Consider the following 24,519-nt stretch of genomic DNA (forward strand, 5'->3'; position numbering starts at 1 on the left):
GCTCAAAACTCCTTAATCACCTTCCCATCCGCCCCCGACCAGCGTCGACGGCGCTTCCCCAAACACCAGCCCCTCCGGCTGAAACTTGATCGTCTTGCCACCCTCGACGAACTCCGCAAAATTCCTTGGCGTCGCCGCGTGCACGCCGTTCGCCAGGAAGTCGCCGGTCTCGTAGCAGGTGTCGGGCTTGCCGCCGGAGCCTTCGCCCAGGAACTTCTGGAAGTTCTGGCTCGTCACCTTGGCCTTCTTGCGCGCCGACCAGGCCGAAGCGATGCTGACCGGGATTCTCGCCCGGGACGACCGGCCCAGCTGAGCCTGCTCCCGATCAGGCTGGCGATATCGCTGCCGCCGGCACGACCTTGCCCGACGCGTCAAATAAATTCCGCAGCTAAAACAAGGGGATCGCTACTGTGCATGGGGTTGTTTTCGCTCCTTTTGAAGCGAAGCCCTCGCCCGTCACGCCAGAAAGGCGCGAAACCGGCGCAGCGCGATCACGAAGAAGACGCTGCCGATCACGGCGAGCGCGGCAAGCTGCGGCCATACCGCCTCCAGGCCCGCGCCGCGAAACAGGATCGCCTGCGCCAGCATCACGAAATGCGTATTGGGTGCCGCCAGCATGATGTCCTGGACGAATTGCGGCATGCTCTCCCGCGGCGTCATGCTGCCCGACAGGGTTTGCAGCGGCAGCAGGATCATGATCAGCAGCAGCCCGAACTGCGGCATCGACCCGGCGACGGTGGCGAGGAAGATGCCCATGCTGGTGGTGGCAAACAGCTGCAGCGCCGCGCCGACGAGGAACAGCGCCAGCGAGCCGTCGATCGTCACCGCCAGCCATCCCTTGACCACGAAGGCGATCGACAGCGCCGAGGCGATCAGCACCACGGCTCCCATCGACCAGACCTTGCTCACCATGATCTCGAGCGGCGTGACCGGCATCACCAGGAGGTGCTCGATCGTGCCGTGCTCGCGCTCGCGGATCAGCGCCGCGCCGGTCAGGATGATCGAGAGCATGGTGATCGAGGTGATGACATGATCGATGGCGCCGAACCACGACTTCTTCAGCTCCGGATTGAACCTTGCCCGCAGCGCCAGCTCGATCGGCGCGGTCTGCGCATTGCGCGAGCGCGCCAGGAACTCCGCGATCTCGGCGCTGACGATCTGCTCGACATAGCCGCCGCCGTTGAACGCCTGCGAGATGCGCGTCGCATCGACGTTGAGCTGGATCGCCGGCGATTTGCGCGCCAGGAGATCGCGCTGAAAATCCGGCGGGATGTCGAGCGCGAAGGTGTCGAGGCCGGCATCCATCCTGCGGTCCATCTCGTATTGCGAGATCAGGCGCGGCGTCGAGAAATAGGGTGCGGTGAACGCCATCCCGATCCGGGTCGAGACCGGCGAATGGTCCTCGTCGACGATGGCGATCGCGGCGCGGTTCAAGGTTTCCGGCAGCGCCTTCGCGCCGGCATAAACCGCCAGCGTGAACGAATAGACGATGAGCACGAGCAGCATGGGGTCGCGCACCAGGCCGCGCAATTCCTTGATGCCGAGCTGAAACACGTTGTCGAAGCGCATGGTCAGCGGGCCTGTTTCTTCAGCAGCATCGCGCCGGCGATCACCAGGACGGGGACCATGACGGCGAGCACGAAGAGATCGTTGTGCAGCGTGTCGAGCGCCAGAGCCTTGGAGAACGTGCCGCGCGAGATCGTGACGAAATAGGTGGTGGGGTAGATCCGTCCGATCAGGGCGCCGAGTCCTTGCAGCGACGACACCGGGTCGATCAGCCCGGAATACTGGATGGCCGGTATCAGCGTGATCAGAACGGTGCCGAACAGCGCCGCGATCTGGCTGTTCATGAAGGCCGAGATCACCAGCCCCATGCCGGTCGTGGCCGTGACGTAGAGCAGCGCGGCCAGCGCGTAGGTCGGAAAGCTCCCGGTGAAGGGCACGCGGAACACGGCGAGGGCAAAGCCGACGAGGAGGAGGAAGTTTCCGAATGCCAGCACGACATAGGGCAGCTGCGTGCCGAGCAAAAACTCCAGCCGCGTCACCGGCGTGACGTAGAAATTGACGATCGAGCCGAGCTCCTTCTCGCGCACCACCGCCAGCGCGGCGAGCACGGCCGGAATCATGATCAGCAGCAGCGGGATGATGCCCGGCGCCATGGCGACGACGCTGATGACATCGGGATTGTAGCGGTAGCGCAATTGCAGCTGGTAGGCGCCGGCGAGCGCCGCCTCGCCATAGAGCTCGCGGCCTTTCTGCGCCAGCCAGGTCGCGTGGATGGCCTGGGCGTAGGAGCGCAGCGTCTCCGCCCGCGTCGGATTGGCGCCGTCGACCCAGGCGCCGATCTCGACATGGCGGCCGCGGCTGACGTCGCGGCCGAAGCCGGGCGGCAGCTCGATGGCGAGGCCGATCTCGCCGGCGCGCATGCGGCGGTCGAGATCGGCATAGTCGGTGATCGGGGATTTCTGGGTGAAGTAGCGCGAGCCGGCGATCTGAAGGCTGTAGTCGCGGCTGATCGCGCTGTCGTCGCGGTCGAGCACGGCGAAGGTCAGGTTCTCGACGTCCATGCTGATGCCGTAGCCGAGCACGAACAGCAGCAGCACGCTGCCGAGGATCGCGAGCGTGGCGCGGATCGGATCGCGCCGCAGCTCGAGCGTCTCGCGCCGGGAATAGGCGAGCATGCGGGTCGGATTGAATGCGGCGCTGCGCCGACGGGCCGGCGCGGGGTTTGCGGGTGCGGGCGGCGGCGAGGCGGCCGCCGGCTGGCCGGCCGGCTCCGCCGTGTCCGCGATCGCCTCTTCCAGGCAGGCGATGAAGGCCTGCTCCAGCGTGGCGGTGTCGCGCGCGGCCACGATCGAGGCGGGCGTGTCCGACGTCAGCACCTTGCCGGCATGCATCAGCGAGACCCGGTCGCAGCGCTCGGCCTCGTTCATGAAATGGGTCGAGACAAAGATGGTGACGTTGTCCTTGCGGGAGAGCTCGGCAAGGATCTGCCAGAAGCGGTCACGGGCGACCGGATCGACGCCGGAGGTCGGCTCGTCGAGGATGAGGATGTCGGGCGCATGGATCATGGCGACCGCCAGCGACAGCCGCTGCCGCAGCCCGAGCGGCAAGGCATCGGGCAGGGCGCCTGCGACATCGGCAAGATCGAACCGGGCGATCATCTCGTCGATGCGCGCGGCGATGATATCCGCCGGCAGCTCGAACAGACGCGCATGCAGATCGAGATTCTGCGCGACCGTGAGCTCCGAATAGAGTGAGAAGCCCTGCGACATGTAGCCGATGCGCCGCCGCACCGACATGTCGCCGGCATCGATGGTCTTGCCGAACAGCCGCGCGGTGCCCTCGCTCACCGGCAGGAGGCCGGTCAGCATCTTCATGGTCGTGGTCTTGCCGCAGCCGTTCGAGCCGAGAAAGCCGAAGATCTCGCCCTTCCTGATGCGGAAGCTGACGTCGTCGACGGCAACGAAACCGTTGAACCGCCGGGTCAGGTGATCGGCCTCGATCGCGATCTCGTCATGGTCTTCGCTCCGCGGCGGAATGACGACATTGGTGTGGTTCCTGCGTTCCGCGTCGGGCAAGAGACGGATGAAGGCCTCATCGAGCGTCTCGGCGCCGGTCTGCCGCTTGAGTTCGGCGGGCGTTCCGGTCGCCAGCACGCGGCCGGCATTCATCGCAATCAGGACATCGAACTGCGCAGCTTCTTCCATGTAGGCGGTCGAGACGATGACGCTCATGCCGGGCCGGCTGTTGCGGATCGAGGCGATCAATTCCCAGAACTGGCGCCGCGACAGCGGATCGACACCGGTGGTCGGCTCGTCCAGGATCAAGAGCTCGGGATCGTGGATCAGCGCGCAGCACAGGCCGACCTTCTGCTTCATGCCGCCGGAGAGTTTTGCCGCGGGCCGGTCGGCGAAGGGCGTGAGCCCGGTGTCGCGCAGCAGGCCGGCGATCCGCCTGTTCCGCTCCGCCTTGTCATGTCCGAACAGGCGACCGAAGAAGTCGATGTTCTCGAACACCGACAATGTCGGATACAGATTCTTGCCGAGGCCCTGCGGCATGTAGGCGATATCAGGGCACACGTTGCGGCGATGGCGCGAACTCGCCATGTCGCCGCCGAGCACGTGGATACGCCCCTCCTGGATCGCGCGCGCGCCCGCGATCAGGGCGAGCAGGCTCGATTTGCCGACGCCGTCCGGGCCGATCATCCCGACCATGCAGCCGGACGGCAGGTCGAGCGTGATGGCCTCGAGCGCCCGGCTCTTGCCGTAGCTCAGGCCTACGCCTTTCAGATGCACCACGCTGCCAGCGGCAGCCGGTGCTTCGGCTGCGGCTTTCGTGCTCATCTCGTCAGCTTGATCTTGAGGTTGTCGGGCCATTGCGCGGCCGGATCGAGCTGCACATAGGCCATGCCGGGCAGGCCTGTCTTCACCTGCTCGATGTGCTGGCGCAGCAGATCGGGCGCGATATGCGCCTTGATGCGGAACATCAGCTTTTGGCGTTCTTCCTCGGTCTCGACCGTCTTGGGGGTGAATTGCGCGACGTCGGCGACGAAAGTGGCCTTGGCGGGGATCACATATTGCGGGATGGCGTCGAGCACGAGGCGGACCTCGGCGCCGATCGCGACGCGGCCGGCATCGGCCGTCGGCAGGAAGAACGTCATGTAGACGTCGCCGAGGTCGACCATGTTGAGGACGCGGCCACCGGCGGCGAGCACCTCGCCGGGCTGCGACACACGATACTGCACGCGGCCGTCGCGCGGCGCCTTCAGCACGCTGTCGTTGAGGTCGGCGTTGATGCTTTCGATCGCGGCCTTTGCCGCGTCGACTGCAGCGCCGGCATCGATCACCAGGGCGCGGGAGGAGCTGATTGCGGCTTCCGATGCCGCGACCTGGGCCTGGGAAGCGGCGAGCGCCGCCTTCGCCGTGGCGTTGGCGGAGCGGTCGTCGTCCAGGACCTGCTGGGACACCGCACTCGTCCTGATCAATTGCTCGGACCGGTCGAGCTTGCGGCTCGTGGTGTCGAGCTGGGCGATGCGCTGGTCGACCACCGCTTCGGCGGCCTTGCGTTCGGCCTCGCGCTGGTTCACCAGGCTCTTCGCGGTCTCGACATTGATCGTTGCGCGCTGGAGCTGCGCCTCGGCCTGGCGGCGCTGGGCCTGCAGCTGCTCGGTGTCCATGCGTGCCAGCACCTGGCTCGCGCTGACGAAATCGCCTTCGTTGACCAGGATCTCGCGGATCCGTCCCGGCGTCTTGGTGGCGATGTCGATCTCGACTGCCTCGATGCGGCCGTTGCCGCGGGCGAAACCCGGTGGCAGCGCGTTGGTATCGCGGTGCTGCCAATAGTAATATCCGCCGCCCGCGAGCAGAACGGCGAGCGCGGCGACGACGCGACCCGGTGTAAAGTTCATCTGTTCATAACGCCGTGCGGCGGCGCCCACTGTTGAGACACGAACGCCCGACCGCTGATCGCGCGGAAGGGGCGGGTTCAACATTGCAGCGAATTTTGCATCGCAACTTGATGCAGATCAGACTGCGCCGCGAAGCGTCATGCCTCTATTTGAGGGGCGCCTGCTGGGCATGAGAAGGCAGACGGCAAACGTAGCGAATGCGGCGCTCATTTCCCCCCCAATACTATAGTTGGTGCACGAATCCAGATTTGCTGCTCCGGAGCGTCGATTCTTGCGTGCTGGCGCCGCGCAGGCCGGTTGATTTGACGCAGCCAATCGCGCCGACTACGTTTGCGCAAACGCAAAATACGCTTGAATGCGGTGGGCTGACGAATGCTCAGGCCGCCATTCACGCAAGTTAAAGATTCAGGGGGAACACATGACCGGCGACACCGCAGCCACCATCTCGAAAGCGCGCGAGCATTCCATCGGCGATCTCCTGCGCCGCTCGGCGGGGCGCGAGCCGAACAAGCTCGCGGTGAGCTGCGGCGATGTCAGCTGGGCCTTTGCCGAGATGGACGCGATCTGCAACCGGCTCGGCCGTGGCCTGCTCGGTCTCGGCGTCAGGAAGGGTGACCGCCTCGCCGTGCTCTCGCGCAATTCGCACGCCTTCGCCGCGCTGCGCTTCGCACTGGCGCGGATCGGCGCCGTGCTGGTGCCGATCAACTTCATGCTCAATCCGGACGAGATCAATTTCATCCTGAAGAGCTCCGGCGCAATGCTGCTCGCGACCGGACCTGATTTCGTCGAGCCCGCACGCGCGGCGAGCGCAAAGGATTGCGCGGTCGAGAAGATGATCTGGCTGCCGGGCGAGGATCCGGCCACGGCGCCTGCGGGTCTCGCCACTTTCGACGATCTTCTTCATCCCGACGGCTCGTTCCTGGAGGCGTCCGTCGACAGCCGCGATCTCGCGCAGATCGTCTACACCAGCGGCACGGAATCACTGCCCAAGGGCGCGATGCTGACCCATGAAGCCGTGATGTGGCAGTATGTCAGCTGCATCATCGACGGCGGCATGAGCGTGGAGGACAAATTCCTGCACGCGCTGCCGCTGTATCACTGCGCCCAGCTCGACGTGTTCCTGGGACCGCAGGTTTATCTCGGCGCCTCCGGCGTGATCACGGGCAAGCCGACCGCCGACAATATTTTGGCGCTGATCCAGGCGCACAAGATCACCTCGTTCTTCGCGCCGCCGACGATCTGGATCGCGATGCTGCGCTCGCCGAACTTCGACAAGACCGATCTGTCGACCTTGCAGAAGGGCTATTACGGCGCCTCGATCATGCCGGTCGAGGTGCTGCTCGAGCTCCAGCGTCGCCTGCCCAATGTCAGGTTCTGGAATTTCTACGGCCAGACCGAGGTCGCGCCGCTCGCGACCGTGCTGCGTCCCGAGGACCAGCTGCGCAAGGCCGGCTCCGCCGGCAAGCCCGTGCTCAATGTCGAGACGCGCGTGGTCAACACGGCGATGGAGGACGTCAAGGTCGGCGAAGTCGGCGAGATCGTGCACCGCTCGCCGCACCTGCTCTCCGGCTATTACAACGATCCCGTCAAGACCGCGGCGGCGTTCTCCGGCGGCTGGTTTCACTCCGGCGATCTCGCCACCGTCGACGAGGAAGGCCACATCACCGTGGTCGACCGCGTCAAGGACATGATCAAGACCGGCGGCGAGAACGTCGCGAGCCGCGAGGTCGAGGAGATGGTCTACCGCATTCCAGGAGTCTCCGAGGTCGCCGTGGTCGGCCTGCCCGATCCGCGCTGGATCGAGGCGGTGACCGCCATCGTCGTGGTCAAGACCGGGGAGAAGCTCGACGAAGACACCGTCATCAAGCATTGCGCCGGCCATATGGCCCATTTCAAGGTGCCCAAGCGCGTGATCTTCGTGGATGCCCTGCCGAAGAATCCGAGCGGCAAGCTGCTCAAGCGCGAGCTGCGCCAGCGCTTCGTCGGCAGCGAGACGCTCGACAAGGCGGTCCAGAAGAGCTTTGGGACGTAGCAGGCGCTGTCCGGCGCCGTCGCGGCGGAGCCGGCCTATTTGGTCTCGCCGGCCAGCTTCCTGACATCGTCGGGCGTCGCTCCGAAACGGCGGCGAAACGCGCGATGGAAGTAGGAAATGTCGTGAAATCCCGCGAGGTGCGCGATCTCGATGATCTTGCGCGAGCGCAGGCCCGGGTTCCGAAGCAGCCGCTCGGCGCGCAGCAGACGTTGCTCGAGCACGAATCCGCTATAGGTGATGCCGGCCTTCTCGAACAGCAACTGGATCGTGCGCGGGCTGATGCGGTGCGTGGTGGCAAGGTCGGACAGCGACAGCGCGGCGCTGTCCAGCTGCGCCAGAATGTCTGCCTTGATGGCTTCGAAACGCGCTGCCGCGAGGCCGCGTAGTTGCGCCTCCTCGGCGACATCGCCGCGCGCTCCGATCATCAGCACGGAGAGGTCGAACAGGTGCTGCGAGACCGCATCGAGCTCCGCAGGCGCGAGCTTGTCGGCATACGCATGCGCGAGGTCGTAATACCGCAGAAATATCGACGTGATCGGGTTGGCGCCGGAGATCGACCGCGCAATCAGATCCTCGGCATTCGGGCACGCGCGCAGCAGGGCCTTGCGCGGCAGCAGCGCGGTCTGGAAATTACCATACGCCAGTTGCGTGATTTGGGCCCCCTTGATCGAGGGATCGCCGATCGTGATGTCGCCGGCGGCGACCTCCAGCGGGCGTTTCCCCATGGCCCCACGCAATGCCGAATTGGGCGACATCGTGATCACCAACTCGTCATTCGTTCCCAACGACACGAAGGACATCGGCGTGCCGAACGAGGCCGAGAGTCTGAGGCGGGGAAGAATGGCCGGCGCAATGGTCCGGTGAACGTGCCCTTCGCCGACCGGCACGAAATCGACGTTCGCCACCTGACGGCAAAACTGCTCGCGCCATCTTTCATAGGACTGACCGTTGGGGTCGCCATCGAATGAGAGTTGAGGCTGGGTCATCGATCGCTGGAAACGCCTATTGCCGATTCATTGCGGTTCGCAATTTCGTCGGGGCCCCCGGGGTGCGGCAACCAGAAAAACGCTGGATTGCGCAAAAAGCCACTCGCAACGGCGCGCTGAGCCAGCGACCAGGTGCCGCAGCCTGCCGTTGGTGCAGATCGAAGGGGGATACGTTGCGCCGTGAGCCCCGTATGGCGCTCCGATTCAATACTTCTTCACCGCCGCCCCGAAGGCCAGCCACAGCGCCGTCGACGCCAGGCCAAGCCGCCGAGCAGCAGGAAGGTCGGGCCGTAGCCGATCCATTGCGCGATCCAGCCGCCGAGTGCGGGACATCGCGACCAGAGAGGTCACGATCATCACGCCTTGTGCGATCACCACGGTCGTCGCGACGAAGCTCGGGCCATTGGCCTGATCCTCGGCGACCGCCGCAAGCCCATAGAGCGGCACGACGGCGGCGTTGCCGAGATGGAACAGGGCGAGCGCGAGTGCAAGCACGAGCAGATACGGGACGAGCAGGGGGACCGCGATGCCATCGATACCTAAACATGCTTCTCGTGCGTCGTGACCCTCTTGGCCAATCGGTCTGGCGTGCGCCTGAACGTAACGGGCGCTCGCCGCGTTGGTTCCAGACTCGGCTGCCGGTCATCGATCTTGCCGGGAGCTTGTCCGCAATGTCATCCTGCGGTCTTCCCACGGAGCATGAGTCATGCCTCTCTGGACCTGCGAAACCTGCGGCGCTCAATTTCCCTCACGCGGAGCACCGCCCGCCTCCTGCCCGATTTGCGAGGACGAGCGACAATTCGTGAACTGGAACGGGCAGGCCTTTCTCACGCGCGAGGCGCTCGCGCGGAGGCACCGACTGGTGGGACGCGACGATCTTGGCCTCACCGGGATCGGGATGGAGCCGAGCTTTGCCATCGGGCAGCGCGCGCTGCTGGTGCCTCAAGACGACGGCTGCGTGATGTGGGACTGCATTCCGCTCGCGACCGACGAGGCCATCCAATACGTCGCAGCACTCGGCGGGCTCAAGGCCATCGCGATCTCGCATCCGCATTACTATGGCGCGGTCGCCGACTGGAGCGACACGTTCGGCGGCGTGCCGGTCTATCTGCACGCCGACGATCGCGCCTTCGTCACCCGGCCTCATCCGGCGATCGTGCACTGGACCGGCGAAAGCCATTGCATCTCCGACGACGTGCTGCTGCTGCGCACCGGCGGCCACTTCGCCGGCGCCACCGTGCTGCACTATGCGCGTGGTGCGGACGGCAAAGGTGCGCTGCTCGCCGGGGACATCGCCCAGGTGACGATGGACCGGCGCTTCGTCAGCTTCATGTATTCCTATCCGAATTACATGCCGCTCAACGCCGCCGCGGTGCGGCGGATTGCGGCAGCCGTCGAGCCGCTCGCCTTCGACCGGATCTACGGAGCCTGGTGGGGCCGCAATATCGCTAGCGGCGCCAAGGCGGCGTTTGCGGCATCGGTGGCGCGATATCTCATGGCCATCGCCTGAGACCCGGCGCCCGATCGGATTTATCTTGCCGGTCCATAATAAATGTACTAGTAGTACAGTTATTGAGTGCGACGCGATGGCGCGCGGCTGGCATGATCGATGCATCGCCGTTTCCGCGTCGCGTCGTGGGGGCCGCGAGCGAGAGTGGGACGCCAATGGCGGAGCGCGACTATGAGATCTTCGAGGCCGGCGACGTCGTGCTCCAATCCGGCGTCGTCTTTCCGAAGCTGAAGCTCGCCTACAAGACCTACGGCACGCTGAGCCCGGCCAGAGACAACGTCATCCTCTATCCGACCTCGTTCAGCGCGCAGCACTTCGACACCGAGTGGCTGATCGGGCCTGACGGCGCGCTCGATCCCTCGCGCTATTTCATCGTCATCCCGAATCTGTTCGGTAACGGCCTGTCGTCCTCGCCGTCGAACTCCGCCGCGCCGTTCCCCGAGCTCAGCTATCACGACGCGATCGCCGTTCAGCATCGCCTTCTCGCCGAGCGCTTCGGCATCACAAAGCTCGCGCTGGTTTATGGCTGGTCGATGGGCGGCATGCAGGCCTATCACTGGGCGGCACTGTATCCTGATATGGTCGCGCGTGCCGCGGTCGTGTGCGGCAGCGCCCGCTGCGCGCCCTACAACTACGTCTTCCTGGAAAGCGTGAAGGCCGCGCTCACGGCCGATCCCGCCTTCCGCGATGGCCGTTTCGCCGAAAAACCCGTCGCCGGCTATCGCGCCATGGGACGCGTCTATGCCGGCTGGGCGATGTCGCACGGCTTCTATCGCGACGAGCTCTGGCGCGAGGCCGGCTTCGCCTCGCTGGAGGACTATCTCGTCCGCGCCTGGGATGCGACTTTCGCGCGGCGCGATGCCAACGATCTCCTGGCGCAGATCGGCATCTGGCAGCGCGGCGACATCAGCCGGTGCTCGGCCTTCGGCGGCGATCTCGATCGCGCGCTCGCCGCGATCAAGGCGCATATGCTGCTGATGCCGGGCGCGACCGATCGCTATTTCGACGTCCGCGACAACGAGGACGAACTCGACAAGCTGGTCAATGCAAAGTCAGCCGTGCTGCATCCGATCCCATCGCTGCAGGGCCATCGCGCCGGCAATCCCGTCAACAATCCCCGCGACCAGGCCTTCATCAAGGCCGAGATCGCCGGGCTCCTCCGCAAGTAAGACAGGCACCCGATCATGACTGACGCAACCGTTTCTGAGTCCGGCCATCGCCTGAAGCCGCTGAGCCCGGCGATGCTGCGCGAACTGTCGGCCCGCTCCAATTTCCAGGGCGCGGCGCGCAGCCTTTGCCATTATGGCGTGGTCATTCTGGTCGGGTCGTTGATCTGGAAAGTCAGCTCGAGCTATGGCGTCCTTTGGGCGCTGCCGCTGATAGTGGTACAGGGCTATTTCGTCGCCTTCCTGTTCATGGCGGTGCACGAGACCGCGCACAAGACCGCGTTCAAGAGCCGTGGCCTCAACCTCGCGGTCGGCTATCTCTCGGCCTTCATCATCGGGCAGCCTTACGAATATTACTGCTTGTACCACTGGGACCATCATCGCTACACCCAGGATCCCGAGAAGGACCCGGAACTGATCGTCGGCGTGAAGCCGAAATCCGACACCCAGCTCGTGATCGCCTATAGCGGCTTGCTCCAGGTTGCGGGCCGCCTCCGCCTGATGTTCGGCCATGCCGTCACCGGCAAGGTCACGGTGCCCTGGGTCCCCGAGAACAAGCGCGCCGTTATCGTGACCGAAGCGCGCGTCTATGCCGCCCTCTATGTTCTGCTGCTCGCGCTCTCACTGTGGTTCTCCTCCGCGCTGCTGCTTATGGTCTGGGTCGTTCCGCTGGTGATCGGGCAATTCTTCCTGCGGCCCTATCTCTTGGCCGAGCACACCGGTTGCGACCGTACCCGCAGCGCCTTTCAGAACACCCGCACCACCTATACCGCTGCCATCGTCAAATGGTTCGCGTGGAACATGCCCTACCATGTCGAGCACCACGCTTATCCCTCGATCCCCTTTCACGCCCTGCCGAAGCTGAACGCGATCGTTGATGGCGAGATCGTCCATCGCGGCCGCGGCTACATCAGAACGACGCGCGAGACCTGGGCCTGGTTTCGCCGGCAGCGGCAGGCTGGTTCGTCAACGCAAAACTCCGGCCGCGATGCGACCGGAGCTTTGTCGTGAATGCGAGATATCAGTAGATCCCGTAGGCGCAGACATTGACGACGCGCACGCGCAGGCCATGACGGGTCTGGACCAGGCGCTCCTGGTAGCAGTTGCTGACGCCGGTGTTGACGTAGACGCCGCCGAAGCCCCAGCCCGGACCCCAGCCGTGACCCCAGTGGTGGTGATGGAAACCGCCGGCCGAAGCGGCGGTGGGGGCGAGAGCGGCAACGCCGAGCGAACCGGCGGCGATCAGACCAAGTGCAAGCTTACGAAACATCTTCATTCTCCGTTTGGCGCTAGGGCCATGTTGTGTCCCTGCATCTCGGTCGAGACGAAACGCGGATGCGTTCACGGCGGGAGGGAAGAATCGTGTTTCAGGATTGTTTCGTCGGCTGCGGCCAGAATGTGCCGCGGTCAGGCTTTTCGCACCGCGCGATAGCGCACGGCCATCGCCTGCGCCAGCTCGGCCATCTTGTCGCGGAGATCGGCGGGTTCCAGCACTTCGGCCTCGGGGCCGAGCCGCAGCAATTCGGCTGCGGCGTGCCACGACGTCTTGCCGACCGGCACGCGCGCAATGCGCCAGCCGTCTGCATCGACCGTCTCTTCGAGCTGCGTGCGTGCCTTGACGTAGGGCTGGCTCAGCGCGTCGAGCAGCTTGACGCCGAACGGCGACAGCCGGACGACCGCGACATTGGGATGCATCTCGGCCTCGAGGCGAATTGTCGCGGCCTGCCAGTAAGCAGTGAGATCGAAATCGGCGGGGCGATCGAAGCGGTCGTCGAGCGCCGTGCAGTCGAGCACGCGCGCGACGCGATAGGTGCGCACGCTGTCGTCGACTTGCCCTGCGAGATACCAGCTGCCGCCCTTCAGCACGAGGCCGAGCGGTGCGATGCGGCGCTGCTTCTCCGCGCGCCAGCTCTGGTAGCGGATCTTGATCAACGTCCCGCGCAGCACGGCGCCGGCGATGCTGCGCAGGTGCTTCGGGTCTTCCGCCTCGCCGAACCAGCCCGGCGCGTCCAGATGAAAACGTTCCTGCATCCGTCCGGCGTCCTCGCGCAAATTCGCTGGCAGCGCCGCCATCAGCTTGTTCTGCGCGGCGATCATCGCGGCATCGAGCCCGAGCGCCGCGGCCGGGCCCGGCAATCCCGCCAGGAACAGCGCGCCCGCCTCGCTCTGCGACAGCCCGTTCAGCCGCACGCGATAGCCGTCGAGCAGGCGATAGCCGCCACCCGCGCCGCGGTCGGCGTAAACAGGGACGCCGGATGCCGCGAGTGCATCGATGTCGCGGTAGATCGTGCGCACCGAGACTTCGCAGGCCTCCGCGAGCTCGGGCGCGGTGACCCGCCCCCTGGCCTGGAGGGTGGTGAGGATCGACAGCATCCGGCTCGCGCGCATGATTCCTTTAAACCATACCTGACAGAAGATGTCAGGTATGGTCCGCTACAAGCTGCGCCATCGCCAAGAGGCCAGATGGGAGTCCCGCCATGACCGATCCGAACCGCATCACGCTGTATTATTCGCCGCAGACGCGAGCCACCGGCACGCGGGTGCTGCTGGAGGAGCTGGGGGCTCCTTACGATCTCCATGTCCTCAACATGAAGGCCGGCGAGCAGCGCAAGCCCGCCTACCTCGCCATCAACCCGCTCGGCAAGGTGCCGGCGGTTCGCCACGGCGAAGCGCTGGTGACCGAGCAGGTCGCCATCACCATCCATCTCGCCGATTTGTTTCCGCAGGCCGGCCTCACGCCCGCCCTGAACGATCCGCTGCGCGGGCCTTATCTGCGCTGGATCGCCTATTACGGCTCATCGTTCGAGCCGGCCATGATCGACAAGTTCATGCAGCGCGAGCCGGCGCCGATCACACAATCGCCCTATGCCGATTACGACACCATGCTGGGCGCGCTCGAGGCGCAGCTGTCGAAGGGGCCTTATCTGCTCGGCGAGCGCATGACGGCCGCGGACGTGTTGTGGGGCGTCGCCTTCAGCTGGACCATGATGTTCGGCATCGTGCCGAAGAGGGACGTGTTCGTCCGTTATGCCGAGCGCATGACCTCACGGCCGGCGTTCCAGCGCATCAATGCCGCCGACGATGAGATGGCGGCGCAGCATGCTAAGGTTGCTGGTGAATCAGGATTGTAGATGACGAAGCCGACGCACACGACCAACTGCTTCAACACCTTCATCCGTGTTGCTGAAGACTGTCCCGCGCGTACTGGCGAGGAGCCGCCGCTGCGCGCGGGAAAGCCGACGGTGGCGTGCCTGCAATACGGGATGATTGCCAAGGCACCCTACAAATACACGTCCGACGATGTGATCTTCGCGACATCTGCGCCGGGACGCGAACTCGATGTGGAGACGACGAAAGCGGAGAGGCGTGCGGCCCGTGAAGCATTCTTCTCCCGGGGGCAGGCATGCATGAGGGCGTCGAGCCTGGGCAAGCGCTTCGGCTGGGGCATTCATGCCGACAGTGAAGGCCGGCTCGCGATTTACGCCATCGACAGCAAACGGTACCAAGCGTTCGTCCGCGATCCCAAGCTGACGCAGGTGCGCGCGATGCGGTCGAAACGGGCGTGATCAGAAATTCGGTGCCCGCTTCTCCGCGAACGCCTTGATGCCTTCCTTGATCTCGTCGCCGCGCATGCTGTCGCGGTGGCGCTGGTCGGCGGCGGGTTCATCGAGCTCGCCGCGGGCGAACTCGTTGATCGCGCGCTTCATGCCGCGCATCGCCTGCGGGGCGTTGCCGGCGAGGAGGCCAGCGAGCTTGTCGACCTCCTCGTCCAGGAATTCCTCCGCCACCATCGCGGTGAGATAGCCGATGCGCAGCATCTCCGGGGCGCTGATCTTCTGCGCGGTCAAAAACAGCCTCTTCGCATTGTCGACGCCGAGCCGCGTCACGTAGCGTTTGATGCCGCTCGGGTAGTAGTGCAGCCCGAGCCGTGCCGCCGGCATGAACATTTCCGCGGTATCGACGCCAATCCGGAAATCGCAGGAGAGCACGAGGTCGGTCGAGCCGCCATAAACACCGCCGTTGAGCCGGCAGATCGTCGGCACGCCGAGATCCTCGAGCCGGTTGACGACCACCTCGAAGGCCGAGCCCGCGCTCTGCCGCTCGCTCGCGCTGACCGCGCGCTCCGCCACCGAATTGAGATCGTAGCCCGCGGAGAAGGCGCGCCCGGTGCCGGTCAGCACCAGCACGCGAATATCAGGATCGGCCTCTACCCGGTCGAACAGTCTTGTCAGCTCGTCGAGATCCTCCGCCTGGAGCCGGTTGAGATGCTTCGGCCGGTTGAGGCGGATGGTGGCGCGGGCGCCGGTGATCTCGAGCAGGGGGCCTGTGGCTGCGTCGGCTGTGTCCGACATTCTTGTCTCCATTACTTGTTTTCGAGCGCGCGCCGCTTCGCCTCGGCGTCGATGGTCTCGGCGAGATCGGGATGCCGCGCCATCAGCACGCGGAAATCGACGAGGTCGAGCACCAGCAGGCGTGACACTTTCGTGGTCGAGACGTTGGCCCCGCGCTTGTTGTTGCCGAGCAGCGCCATCTCGCCGAAGAAGGCGCCTTCGCCGAGCTGCACCTTCTTGCCGGGCAGATCGACCTCGACCTCGCCGGCGGCGATGAAATACATGCAGTCGCCTTGCGTACCTTTGCGGATGATCGTGGTGCGCGCCGGCAGCTCGATGGTGCGCAGCATGTGAGTGACGTCGGCGATGGCTGCGGGTCCCAGGGTCGCGAAGAACGGCACCTTACTGACGGACTCCCAGGTCTTGAGGAAATTGTCGCGCCGCGTCTCCGCGGCAAAGCCGGTCGCCAGGATACCGGTCCAGAGGCCGAACACGCCGAGGCCGGAGATCATCACCAGGGCCGCCACCACGCGTCCGAGCGGCGTGACCGGCACGACGTCGCCGTAGCCCGTCGTGGTGAGGGTTACGACGGCCCACCACAGTGCGTGCGGGACGCTGCCGAATGTCTGCGGCTGCACGTCCCGCTCCAGGAAATATTCGGCGACGGAGGCGAGGAAGACCACCATCAGGAAGATCACGAGCACGCTGACCAGCGGTCCCGATTCCAGCACCAGCACGCGGCGCAGCTGCCGCAGGCCGGGAATGCCCGGCACCACCTTCAGCACCCAGAGCACGCCGAGCAGCCAGGCCGTCTTCGGCTCGACGCCGAGGAGAAGCGCGACCGGCACGGCCAGCGCCCCGACCGCGTCGACGATGCCGGCGGAGGAGGACATGTAGAGCGCAAGGCGTCCCGATCGCACCATGTGGCGCAGCCGGACCAGCCATTCGAACACGAAATAGGCGAGGCAGGTCCAGAGCAGGGCGCCGACCCAGCCCCACGCCTCTTTGGCCCGGTTGTCCGTCAGCAGCACCATGCCGAGCACGCCGACGATCACCGCGACATAGGCCACCTTGGTCATGTTGCGGCCGGCCGTGGCGGCCGCGAACTGGGCCAGAGCGGAGATCAGCGGCTTGGACATGCGGGAAGGCTATTCGGTCTCGGGGCAAGTCTCGAGGCCCCGGTTGGGACGTCGGCGCCAAAGTGCCTGTCCGGGCCGCGGCCGTCAACGCCGCAGAGCCGGGGGCCCATGTGGCCGGACAGTGTGTGGGTTCCTGGGTCCCGGCTCAGCGCTGCAATGCCTTCGGCATTGCAGCTTGTCCGGGACACGGGAGTGGTGGGTTGCCCGATCCGGCGGGTCAGGCGCTCTGGGCGGTCTTCACCACCACGACATTGCTGTCGTCCAGCTGGGCCGGGCCGGCATCGCGCGCCGTCTTTTCAGCTTCGCTGGCATGACGTTTCAGATAGTCGCGGCGCATGCCGATCTCGTCGCGGACGAATTCGTAGCCGAGCTTGAAGGTGTCGAGCCCGTCGGTACTGATCGTGCCGTCTCTGAGGCCGATAACGGCGCCGCGCAAGATGGCCTCGAGCTCGTCCTGGAGACATTCGAGCTGATCCAGCGAGTGGGCGTGCTCGATCCGCTCGCCGATGTCGAGGATGGCGGTCGAGAGCTCGCTGGCCTTCTCAGGTGCGATGCGGGTGATCTTGGCGTAGATCGCTGCGAAGATCGAGCCGATGACGCTGAGCGCGGCGGCGCCCAGATACATCAGGTCGCTGTACTTATCCATGAACGACTTGGTGTCGTCGTTGATGTAGTCGGCGGCGCCCCGATGCGCGATCACGAAGGCATCCTTCTCGACGGATGCCGGCTCGATCCTGGTGGCAAAGCCGTTGTCGAGCCCGAGCGCGGGCTTGTTCTCGTAGATGGTGCGCGCGAGCTCGCCGGCGGTGGTGGGGGACATCCCGGATTGCGCGACCAGCAGCCATTCGAGCCCGATCGTGTCGAGATCGTCGTCGGGAATTTGCGGCGACGTCGACAACGTGCCCGCTGTCAGCGTCTCGTCGGAAATGCCGGGGAATTTGCGCGCCAGCGTCTTGGCTTCGTCGATGGCGTTCAGCGTGTAGCCGCCGCGCTTGGCGGCTTGCTCAAAGGATTTGTCACGCACCGCCTTCGAGGCGTGGACGATCGCGATCACGGCGCCAAAGCCGCTTGCCGGGGCAAACAGCTTGTCGAGCGTTGCGCCCTGCGGCGCCATCTGGATCTTCGTGGCCTCGGGGCCGTCGGGAACGTCGAGGATGCTGCGGACGAAAGCGAGTGAGGATTCGTTCTCGGCGATGACGGCGACCTTCTTCTTCTTCAGCTCGGCGAGCGACTTGATCTTCTTGTTGCCGGGACCGAGCAGGAGCACGAGATCGTGCTCGAGGATCGCGAGCGTGCGCGCCCGCAGCGGCACCTTGGCGTCCGTGCGCAGCACGGCGAGGTCGGCCTGCTTGCGGTCGAACTGGGCGACCGCCTTGGTGTTGTCGGCGTTGTTGACGATCTTGATCCGGAAGCGCGATGCGTTGTTCTTCAGAAGAGCGGCGAGCTTGGCCGCGAACAGCGCCTCGTCGCTGTTGGGGCCACCGACGGCAAAGGTGAGCGTTTCCGAATTGTGCACCAGCGTGCGGCCGGCCCAGACGGTGGCAAGCGACAGCAGCAGGGTCAGCACGACGTAGAGGAAAACCTGCTGCTGGTTGGTCTTGATCACCTTGGGACGCCGCGGCGGCGGCACGGTCGGCGATGCGATGGGGCCGTCAGTACTCATGGCAGCACTCTGGCCTTATTCTTCATTCTTCGGTGGCGGGCGGTTCGCTTGTGCGATCGCTGCGCACGCCCTGTAATTCGTAAGCGCCTGAAAAAAGAACGATATTCTCTATCGCCGATGATAGCGCGACGGTAGCGGAATGCAAATTTCGAGCCGAGGGTAACCTTACTCGATGCGACCGCGGCGATTGGTCATCCTATCACCAGTTAGCCACAGTTGGCGATTTTCCGGTTCCACCCGGCTGCATTCCGTCGCGGGAGATGTCATAAATCACGCGTCCCGGCCATTTGACCGGTCCAAGAAGAAGTTGCGCTGAACGCTCCAATTCTTCTCGTCACGTCAATGAGGGCGTCAGCTTGTCGTTTCCACCCATGTCATCGGCGATTCCGGTTGAAGCGCTCATTGGCTGGATGTTGCTGCTCACCTTCAAGCACATCATCGCCGATTTCGTTCTTCAGACCGCCTGGATGGCGCACGGCAAGGACCAGAAGCATGGCTGGGCCCTGCCGCTTCTGGTGCACTGCCTGGTCCACCTTGCCGTTGCGCTGCCCCTGATCCTGATCGTGGCGCCAAAATTCTGGTTCGTGGCCTTCATAGATTTCGTGATCCACATCACGATCGACCGCGCCAAGGGATTCGTCTCGGCCAATTTTGGCGTCGACCTCGCGCATCCCTGGTTCTGGACCCTGATCGGCGTCGACCAGGCGCTGCATCACCTGACCGGCTTCGGCCTCTCCATCTTCATGGCGGCGAACTGAGGGGGGTAGCCACGGCTGGCTGCTCGACCTTCATGGTTCGAGACGCGCCGTAAGGCGGCGCGTCTCGAACCATGAGGGTCTGACCTTTCCCCGCGAACCAAGACCTCATCCTGAGGGCCCGCCGAAGGCGGGCGTCTCGAAGGATGGCCGCAGGGAAGCTGCCTGCCGGGTTCCCCTGATTCGCGATTCACGCGCAACGACCCCGGACGACCACCGGGCAGCGTGGTTAACCGTTCGTTAGAGAATTGCGCTGCATCTTCCGCACACGAGGGAGAACTGCAATGTTTTCAAGCCGCGACACCTTTGAAGGCGATTTCTGCCCGGTCCGCGACGAGCTCCTTGGCGAGATGTATCGCGCCAGCGAGAGTGGCCTGCCGAGGCTGGTTGAGACTGTTTCCCCTGACGTTCGCGCCAGGCTGGCGCTGTTCTGCTACCGCCGCAGCCATTTGCACTCGCTGGCGGTCGCGGTCGCAGCAAGCTGCAGCGAGCGCGACCTGATCGAGAACGGCGGCCGCGTCGGCTCGACGCTCTACGCGCTGTCGCGTGAGAGATCGGCCAAATCGTCGCCGTCGCTGTCGGGCGGACGCAAGCCGATCACGCTGTCGACCAAGCCGCTCTCGGTGCTCGCACCGCTCGATGACGAGCTCGACGACGAGATCAGCGAAGCCGTTCCGGCCTAAGCGGCCTCAATAACGGGCAGCCCGAACTTCCGCCGTGCCATCGCGCATTCGGCATCGCCCGGCATGCAGGTGCGGCACACTTCCGGCCGCACGTCATAGATGCCGCAGGCCGTCATCTTTCCGATCTCTCCCTGCAAGGCCGAGCAGCGATCGCCCTCGCAGCGCATGCCGGACTGGCGTGCGTTGACCAGCGTTTCGGGAATCGCGGCAAGCTCCTCGTCGCTCTCGATCGAGAAGCGCGGCCAGTTCTGCGAATAGCCGCAGCAGGCGCCGCAACCCTGGCAACAGCTCGACAGGTCGATCTCTTCCATCGTCCTCACGTATCCTTTGGCGGACCCCAGACCAGGCTCTGCCGCCATCTTGCGCGCAGCACGTCGCGCCGCTCCGGATATTTCTCGTCGAGATAGGTCGCCTCGACCACGCGGTCGGTGCGGAAGCTGCGGAAGTCGCTGCGCAACTCGCACCAGGCCGCCAGCAGCCGCACCGCCTCGAGATAGCCGACCGAGATCGGCCAGATCACGCGCTCGCTGGGGCGGCCTTGCTCGTCGCGATAGCGCAGCATGATCTTCTTGCCTTCGTGAATCTGGGTGCGGGTGCGCGCCATGTCCAGGCGGTCCGGCTCCCTGTTCCAGCTCGGCCGCGCCCGGCTCGCCGGCTCCAGCACGAAGGGCCGCAGGCGCTCGGGCACGGTGTCGGCGATCTTGGCCATCAAGTCTTCGGCCGCGCGCGCCAGCGCGGAGTCGGCGTGGCCCGCGACCCATTGCGCGCCCAGCACCGCCGCCTCGATCTCGTCGGGTGTCAGCATGAGCGGCGGGAGGTCGAAACCCTTTTCCAGGATGTAACCCATGCCGGCCTCGCCGCGGATCGGCACGCGCTGGCCGATCAGGGTTGCGATGTCGCGATAGATGGTGCGCTTCGAGGTCTCGAGCTCGGCCGCGATCGCGTCCGCCGTCAGCGGCTTACGCGTGCGCCGGAGCACCTGGATGATCTGAAACAGCCGGTCGGCGCGTCTCATGACAATTCTCTTCTCGAACGACGGATCAGAAATCGGCGCGCGGCTGCTGACAGGATGTTGGCAGCAGGGTGGTTCTATACCGGGACAACACATCGACTGAAGAGGATTTGTCCATGATCACTCCAATCCATCTCGGCCTGGCCGGTCCGCTGTGGCGGGCGCAGTTGTGGCACGGCCAAATGTTGCGGGCTTGGGCCTTTGGCCGCCTCGTTTCGCTCGATCTCATGGTCGTCGACCTCCGCCTTGCGCTCGCGACCGCCGTGACGCGTTCGCTGGTCCATGCCGCGGACGCGCTGGTCCGTCACGTCATGGGCCGCGCCTGGCGAGGGGCTCGCTTCGCAGAAGATATCACGGCTGCTGCCACCATGGTGGCAGCAGCCGGCCGCTAGGTTCCTTCAACTCGTTCGACAGGTTCAGGAGAGCTCGCATGATCACGCTTTACGGCTTTGGCGCCGGCTTCGGCCTGCCGGAAATCAGCCCCTTTGTCACCAAGACCGAGGTGCAGCTGAAGATGGCGGGGCTGCCTTACCGGAAGGAGCGGGCGATGCCGCCCGCCTCGCCCAAGGGACAGCTGCCTTTCATCGACGACGGCGGCGAGGCGGTGGCCGATTCCACCTTCATCCGCGCCCATATCGAGCGCCGCTACGGCTTCGATTTCGATGCCGGCCTGTCGCTGGCCGAGCGTGCGCAGGCCTGGGCGTTCGAGCGCATGATCGAGCATCACGTCTATTGGGCGCTGGTCGGCGCGCGCTGGGTCGATCCGGTCAATTTCGCCAAGGGCCCTGCGCATTTCTTCGACGGTGCACCGGAGCACAACCGCGAAAAACTGCGCGAGGACGCACAGTTCCGCGTCGCCGAGAACTATCTGCTCTCCGGCCTCGGCCGCCATGCGCCCGATGACGACGTCGATCTCGCCGTGCGCTCGCTGTTCGCGCTGTCGGTGCAGCTCGGCGACAAGGCCTACCTGATGGGCAGCAAGCCCTGCGGCGTTGACGCGACAGCCTTCGGCATGCTCGCCGGCGTTCTTTCGCCGTTCTTCGAATCGGCTTTGCGCGAGCGCGCCGAGGGATTTCCAAACCTCACCGCCTATGTCGACCGCATGATGGACAATTACTATCCAGAGTTCGCCTGGACCCCGCTGCGGCAGGCGGCGTAGCGTTCGGCTGTTGGCAGTGACGGGCGCTGAACCTTCCACATCGTCATGCCCGGGCTTGTCCCGGGCATCCACGTTCTTTGGACCGGGTGGAAAGGCGTGGATGGCCGGGACAAGCCCGGCCATGACGAGCTGAGAGTCCGGAGCAAAACCAAAAGAGCCGGCCAATGGGCCGGCTCTCGTCGTCTCGGATCTTTCGCAGCGCCTACTTCACCAGCGAGTACTTGCCGTCCTTCACCGTGAGCAGGATGCGCGAGCGCTCGTCGAGGCCGTAGCGGTCCTTTTCGGTGAAGTTGTAGACGCCCTGGCTCGCCGCCAGCTCCTTCTCTGTCAGCAGCGCCTGGCGGATCGCTTCGCGGAATTCCGGCGTGCCGGGCTTGGCGGTCTTCAATGCCGCGGGAATGATGCGCTTGAGGATCTCGAAGGCATCGTAGGAGTGGCCGGCGAACTGGCTGCGGCTGTTCGGACCGTACTTGGCCTCATAGGCCGAGTTCAGCGCGAGGCCCGGCTTCTTGGTGAGCGCGGTGTCCGGCTGGTCCTCGGGGTCCATGACGGGACCGGAGGCCATGAGCACGCCCTCGGCCGCTTTACCGGCGATGCGGATGAAGTCCATGCTGGCAGCACCGTGGGTCTGGTAGATCAGGCCCTTGTAACCGCGTTCGCGCAACTCGGTCTGCGGCAGCGCGGCCGCGGTGCCGGAGGCGCCGATCAGGATCGCGTCCGGATTGGCGGCGACCAGCTTCAGCACCTGCCCGGTCACCGAGGTGTCAGGACGTGCAAAGCGCTCCTCGTCGACAATGGTCATGCCCATCGGCACGGCCTGGGCCTTAAGGTCGTTGAACCAGAGGTCGCCGTAGGAATCGGAATAGCCGATATAGCCAAGCGTCTTCACGCCCTTGGTCTTCATGTGGTCGTACAGCACCTTGCCCACGATCGGAATCGGCTGCGGCATCGCGACCGACCACTTCATGCGCTCGGGCGTGATCGGGAACGGCGCGAGACCGAAGTGCGGGATGCCGGCTTCATTGGCGACGTTGGAGACCGCGATGGTCGGCGGCGTCAGCGCCGAGCCCATGATGAGGTCGGCCTTGGATTCGGTCACGAAGCGGCGGGCGTTGGTGGTCGCGGTGGTGGGATCGCCGCCGTCGTCGAGCACGATCACCTTCAGCGGCACGCCGCCGATCTCCTTCGGCACGAATTCCAGCGCGTTGCGCTCGGGAATGCCGAGCGCGGCACCCGGGCCGGTCGTGGTGGTGGTGATGCCGATGGTAACTTCGCTGGTCTGTGCCAGCGCGGGCAATGCCGGCAGGGCAAGTGCGGCCGCGGTGATGGCAGCGGTCAAATAAAAGCGTTTCATCTATTCCTCCCTTGACGTCGTTCTTTGAAAGCAGAAATCGGGGGGTAATTCAGCCCCCTCTTTTGGTGATGCGGCGATTTAGCTCCAGACCTAACTCCCCGTGAATTTGGCGACCATTTCCGCCGGAAACGGTGCCGATTTCAGCTTGTCGGGGTTGTCAGGGTCGTGGCCGACCAGGACGCGGGTCTCGAACCCCTCGATCGCCAGCGCCTCGCCCTTGTAGACGTTGTGCTTCACCTCGAAGCTCGAGCGCTTGATGCTCTCGATCCTGGTTTCGATGGTGATCCAGTCGCCATAGGTCGAGGGGATGTAGAACTTGGCCCGCGTGTCGACCATGGGGATGCCCACCAGGCCGTACTTGCGGACCAGATCCTGCTTGGAGAAGCCGGCGACCTCGAACAGGGTCGAGGTCGAATCGTCGAACATCGCGAAATAGCGCGGGTAATAGACGATGTTGGCGGGGTCGCAATCGCCCCACTGGATCTGGACCTCGCGCCGGTTCACGAACATGTGTCGCGCCTTACTCTACGAATTTACTTCGGCGCCATGCGCAGCGAGCCGTCGAGGCGCACCACTTCGCCGTTCAGGTAGGCGTTCTCGACCATATGCAGGGCGAGCGCGGCGAACTCGTCGGCATTGCCGAGCCGGCGCGGGAAGGGGATCGCGGCGGCGAGCGAGTCCTGCGCCTCCTGCGGCAGGTTGGCGAGCAGCGGGGTCAGGAACAGGCCCGGCGCAATGGTCAGCACGCGGATGCCGAACTGCGCGAGCTCGCGCGCGATCGGCAGCGTCATGCCGACGATGCCGCCCTTGGACGCCGAATAGGCCGACTGCCCGATCTGGCCGTCATAGGCGGCAACGGACGCCGTGTTGATGATGACGCCGCGCTCGCCGGTCGCCTGCGGCTCGAGCTTGGACATTTCGGTGGCGGCGAGGCGCAGCATGTTGAAGGTGCCGATCAGGTTGACCTTGATCACCTTGTCGAAATCGGCGAGGGCCATCGGGCCGTCGCGGCCGACCACGCGCTTGGCAACGCCGATGCCGGCGCAATTGACCAGCACGCGCGCCGGTCCATGGGCCTTGGTCGCCTGCGCGATGGCAGCCTCAGCGGAAGCGGCATCGGAAACGTCGCAGGTGATGGCCACGCCCTTGATCTCGGCGGCGACTGTTTCCGCAAGCTTGGCATTGAGGTCGCACACCGCGACCTTGGCGCCCTGCGCCGCCAGTTTTCGCGCGGTGGCCGCGCCAAGCCCTGATGCGCCGCCGGTGACGATGGCTGCCTGATCCTTCAACAACATGGCGTTCTCCTTTGGCGATGATTT

The 24,519-nt window shown here is 65.1% G+C and carries 25 protein-coding genes and 1 pseudogene; 10 read left to right on the forward strand and 16 right to left on the reverse strand.

Annotated features, from left to right (window positions below; genetic code table 11):
- Positions 1-12: 12 nt before the first annotated feature.
- The 4 genes from JQ566_RS11065 to JQ566_RS11080 all read right to left on the reverse strand — a co-directional run bounded on the left by JQ566_RS11065 (position 13) and on the right by JQ566_RS11080 (position 5,410).
- Positions 13-237, reverse strand: coding sequence for a hypothetical protein (locus tag JQ566_RS11065; protein WP_249139380.1), 225 nt, complete (start codon positions 235-237; stop codon positions 13-15).
- Between the two features lie 219 nt (positions 238-456).
- A complete protein-coding gene (locus JQ566_RS11070) occupies positions 457-1,569 on the reverse strand; it encodes an ABC transporter permease (protein ID WP_212372272.1) in 1,113 nt (370 codons plus the stop codon).
- Positions 1,570-1,571: 2 nt separating this feature from the next.
- Positions 1,572-4,346, reverse strand: coding sequence for a ribosome-associated ATPase/putative transporter RbbA (gene rbbA / locus JQ566_RS11075; RefSeq protein WP_212372273.1), 2,775 nt, complete (start codon positions 4,344-4,346; stop codon positions 1,572-1,574).
- A complete protein-coding gene (locus JQ566_RS11080) occupies positions 4,343-5,410 on the reverse strand; it encodes an HlyD family secretion protein (RefSeq protein WP_212372274.1) in 1,068 nt (355 codons plus the stop codon). The genes rbbA and JQ566_RS11080 overlap by 4 nt, the downstream gene beginning before the upstream one ends.
- Before the next feature lie 418 nt (positions 5,411-5,828).
- Here JQ566_RS11080 and JQ566_RS11085 point away from each other — a divergent pair, with 418 nt between their 5' ends.
- Complete coding sequence (locus JQ566_RS11085; RefSeq protein ID WP_212372275.1) at positions 5,829-7,442, forward strand: acyl-CoA synthetase; 1,614 nt, start codon at positions 5,829-5,831, stop codon at positions 7,440-7,442.
- Positions 7,443-7,477: 35 nt separating this feature from the next.
- Here the strand turns inward: JQ566_RS11085 and JQ566_RS11090 are convergent, their stop codons facing one another.
- Positions 7,478-8,428 (reverse strand): AraC family transcriptional regulator, encoded by a 951-nt coding sequence (locus JQ566_RS11090; protein WP_212372276.1) that lies wholly within the window; start codon positions 8,426-8,428, stop codon positions 7,478-7,480.
- A gap of 204 nt (positions 8,429-8,632) precedes the next feature.
- Positions 8,633-8,929: pseudogene (locus tag JQ566_RS11095) on the reverse strand (hypothetical protein); the annotation flags it as partial.
- A 205-nt stretch (positions 8,930-9,134) separates the two neighbouring features.
- Between JQ566_RS11095 and JQ566_RS11100 the strand changes: the two are divergent.
- The 3 genes from JQ566_RS11100 to JQ566_RS11110 all read left to right on the forward strand — a co-directional run bounded on the left by JQ566_RS11100 (position 9,135) and on the right by JQ566_RS11110 (position 12,115).
- Positions 9,135-9,938 carry an MBL fold metallo-hydrolase gene (locus tag JQ566_RS11100; RefSeq protein WP_212372277.1) on the forward strand — a complete coding sequence of 268 codons (804 nt, stop codon included), beginning with the start codon at positions 9,135-9,137 and terminating at the stop codon, positions 9,936-9,938.
- A gap of 155 nt (positions 9,939-10,093) precedes the next feature.
- Positions 10,094-11,107, forward strand: coding sequence for an alpha/beta fold hydrolase (locus JQ566_RS11105; RefSeq protein ID WP_212372631.1), 1,014 nt, complete (start codon positions 10,094-10,096; stop codon positions 11,105-11,107).
- Between the two features lie 15 nt (positions 11,108-11,122).
- Positions 11,123-12,115 carry a fatty acid desaturase gene (locus tag JQ566_RS11110; protein WP_212372278.1) on the forward strand — a complete coding sequence of 331 codons (993 nt, stop codon included), beginning with the start codon at positions 11,123-11,125 and terminating at the stop codon, positions 12,113-12,115.
- Positions 12,116-12,125: 10 nt separating this feature from the next.
- Here JQ566_RS11110 and JQ566_RS11115 read toward each other — a convergent pair whose 3' ends face one another.
- On the reverse strand, positions 12,126-12,374 hold the full coding sequence (locus JQ566_RS11115; protein WP_128936708.1) for a hypothetical protein: 249 nt from the start codon (positions 12,372-12,374) through the stop codon (positions 12,126-12,128).
- Positions 12,375-12,511: 137 nt separating this feature from the next.
- Positions 12,512-13,492 (reverse strand): helix-turn-helix transcriptional regulator, encoded by a 981-nt coding sequence (locus JQ566_RS11120; protein WP_212372279.1) that lies wholly within the window; start codon positions 13,490-13,492, stop codon positions 12,512-12,514.
- Positions 13,493-13,581: 89 nt separating this feature from the next.
- Here JQ566_RS11120 and JQ566_RS11125 point away from each other — a divergent pair, with 89 nt between their 5' ends.
- Both JQ566_RS11125 and JQ566_RS11130 read left to right on the forward strand, forming a co-directional pair.
- The gene (locus JQ566_RS11125) at positions 13,582-14,235 is read left to right on the forward strand and encodes a glutathione S-transferase family protein (RefSeq protein WP_212372280.1); all 654 of its coding nucleotides are present in this window, start codon (positions 13,582-13,584) and stop codon (positions 14,233-14,235) included.
- The gene (locus tag JQ566_RS11130; protein WP_212372281.1) at positions 14,236-14,670 is read left to right on the forward strand and encodes a DUF6157 family protein; all 435 of its coding nucleotides are present in this window, start codon (positions 14,236-14,238) and stop codon (positions 14,668-14,670) included.
- Here the strand turns inward: JQ566_RS11130 and JQ566_RS11135 are convergent, their stop codons facing one another.
- From JQ566_RS11135 to JQ566_RS11145, 3 genes are all read right to left on the reverse strand, one after another.
- On the reverse strand, positions 14,671-15,456 hold the full coding sequence (locus tag JQ566_RS11135) for an enoyl-CoA hydratase/isomerase family protein (RefSeq protein WP_212372282.1): 786 nt from the start codon (positions 15,454-15,456) through the stop codon (positions 14,671-14,673). It abuts the gene before it with no gap.
- A gap of 11 nt (positions 15,457-15,467) precedes the next feature.
- On the reverse strand, positions 15,468-16,574 hold the full coding sequence (locus JQ566_RS11140; RefSeq protein ID WP_212372283.1) for a cyclic nucleotide-gated ion channel: 1,107 nt from the start codon (positions 16,572-16,574) through the stop codon (positions 15,468-15,470).
- A 217-nt stretch (positions 16,575-16,791) separates the two neighbouring features.
- On the reverse strand, positions 16,792-18,237 hold the full coding sequence (locus JQ566_RS11145) for a TAXI family TRAP transporter solute-binding subunit (protein ID WP_212372284.1): 1,446 nt from the start codon (positions 18,235-18,237) through the stop codon (positions 16,792-16,794).
- Positions 18,238-18,647: 410 nt separating this feature from the next.
- On the opposite strand from JQ566_RS11145, the gene JQ566_RS11150 reads away from it, so the two are divergent.
- The gene (locus JQ566_RS11150; RefSeq protein WP_049820470.1) at positions 18,648-18,995 is read left to right on the forward strand and encodes a DUF3307 domain-containing protein; all 348 of its coding nucleotides are present in this window, start codon (positions 18,648-18,650) and stop codon (positions 18,993-18,995) included.
- Positions 18,996-19,276: 281 nt separating this feature from the next.
- Positions 19,277-19,675 carry a hypothetical protein gene (locus JQ566_RS11155; protein WP_212372285.1) on the forward strand — a complete coding sequence of 133 codons (399 nt, stop codon included), beginning with the start codon at positions 19,277-19,279 and terminating at the stop codon, positions 19,673-19,675.
- Here the strand turns inward: JQ566_RS11155 and JQ566_RS11160 are convergent.
- Positions 19,672-19,986, reverse strand: coding sequence for a YkgJ family cysteine cluster protein (locus JQ566_RS11160; protein WP_212372286.1), 315 nt, complete (start codon positions 19,984-19,986; stop codon positions 19,672-19,674). The two genes, JQ566_RS11155 and JQ566_RS11160, sit on opposite strands and share 4 nt — an antisense overlap.
- A 5-nt stretch (positions 19,987-19,991) precedes the next feature.
- Positions 19,992-20,690: a helix-turn-helix transcriptional regulator gene (locus JQ566_RS11165; RefSeq protein ID WP_212372287.1), complete on the reverse strand. Its 699-nt coding sequence runs from the start codon at positions 20,688-20,690 to the stop codon at positions 19,992-19,994.
- A gap of 113 nt (positions 20,691-20,803) precedes the next feature.
- On the opposite strand from JQ566_RS11165, the gene JQ566_RS11170 reads away from it, so the two are divergent.
- Complete coding sequence (locus tag JQ566_RS11170) at positions 20,804-21,079, forward strand: hypothetical protein (protein WP_212372288.1); 276 nt, start codon at positions 20,804-20,806, stop codon at positions 21,077-21,079.
- A 38-nt stretch (positions 21,080-21,117) separates the two neighbouring features.
- Positions 21,118-21,846 carry a glutathione S-transferase family protein gene (locus JQ566_RS11175; protein ID WP_212372289.1) on the forward strand — a complete coding sequence of 243 codons (729 nt, stop codon included), beginning with the start codon at positions 21,118-21,120 and terminating at the stop codon, positions 21,844-21,846.
- Between the two features lie 202 nt (positions 21,847-22,048).
- Here JQ566_RS11175 and JQ566_RS11180 read toward each other — a convergent pair whose 3' ends face one another.
- The 3 genes from JQ566_RS11180 to JQ566_RS11190 form a co-directional block, all read right to left on the reverse strand.
- The gene (locus JQ566_RS11180; protein ID WP_212372290.1) at positions 22,049-23,200 is read right to left on the reverse strand and encodes an ABC transporter substrate-binding protein; all 1,152 of its coding nucleotides are present in this window, start codon (positions 23,198-23,200) and stop codon (positions 22,049-22,051) included.
- Positions 23,201-23,290: 90 nt separating this feature from the next.
- On the reverse strand, positions 23,291-23,710 hold the full coding sequence (locus JQ566_RS11185; protein ID WP_212372291.1) for an acyl-CoA thioesterase: 420 nt from the start codon (positions 23,708-23,710) through the stop codon (positions 23,291-23,293).
- Positions 23,711-23,733: 23 nt separating this feature from the next.
- Positions 23,734-24,495 (reverse strand): SDR family NAD(P)-dependent oxidoreductase, encoded by a 762-nt coding sequence (locus tag JQ566_RS11190; protein ID WP_212372292.1) that lies wholly within the window; start codon positions 24,493-24,495, stop codon positions 23,734-23,736.
- Between the last annotated feature and the right edge of the window lie 24 nt (positions 24,496-24,519).

The organism is Bradyrhizobium sp. SZCCT0231, assembly GCF_018130245.1.
GTDB classification, from domain to species: Bacteria; Pseudomonadota; Alphaproteobacteria; order Rhizobiales; family Xanthobacteraceae; genus Bradyrhizobium; species Bradyrhizobium japonicum_F.